Here is a 525-nt window from a genome sequence, read left to right as displayed (position 1 = left end):
CATTATCAAAGGTGATGCTTTTAATCATTTTTTTAAACGGCGTTAGCAATTTTATTATCATATCTCTCGTTTCGGAGGCGGTACGTTGATTGAGGCGCCCAATTAATACTAGCCCTGTTTTGCGTTCAACTAATGTCACCAATGCTTGCTTGTCTTTACGGCTAATAATCGTATCTCCCTCCCAATGTCCTCGCGTTTTCCGGCTTTCTACATAACTTGGACGTTGTTTAATTGACCGTTTATAACGGCGGTCTCCTTCTTTAATACTCGGTGCCTTACTGTAAATGCCCCAAACTTAGTACACAACTCACGTAGAAAATTAAGCTGCTTGTTTTAGTGTTTTATACTCAATCGGTGTCATGTTATTTAATGCCTCATGCGGTCTTTCGGTGTTATAAATCGTTAGCCATTCTTCGGTTATTCACCTAGCTTGTGCTAAGTTGTTAAAAAGATATAAATCAAGTACTTCAGTACGATAGGTACGATTAAATCGTTCAATATAACCATTTTGATAAGGGCTACCGG

1 protein-coding gene and 1 pseudogene are annotated in these 525 nt (G+C 38.7%); both read right to left on the bottom strand.

The features are described 5' to 3' along the window. Positions 1 to 265: IS30 family transposase (locus tag A9G37_RS13485; protein WP_442903138.1), on the bottom strand; the 265-nt coding region annotated here is incomplete at its 3' end. A gap of 54 nt (positions 266 to 319) precedes the next feature. Next, positions 320 to 525 (bottom strand): annotated as a pseudogene (locus A9G37_RS13160) (integrase core domain-containing protein); the annotation flags it as partial.

Origin of the sequence: Gilliamella sp. GillExp13, from assembly GCF_001690815.1 — a bacterium.
Lineage (GTDB): Bacteria > Pseudomonadota > Gammaproteobacteria > Enterobacterales > Orbaceae > Gilliamella > Gilliamella bombi.
This window is presented reverse-complemented; position numbering and strand designations above follow the sequence as displayed.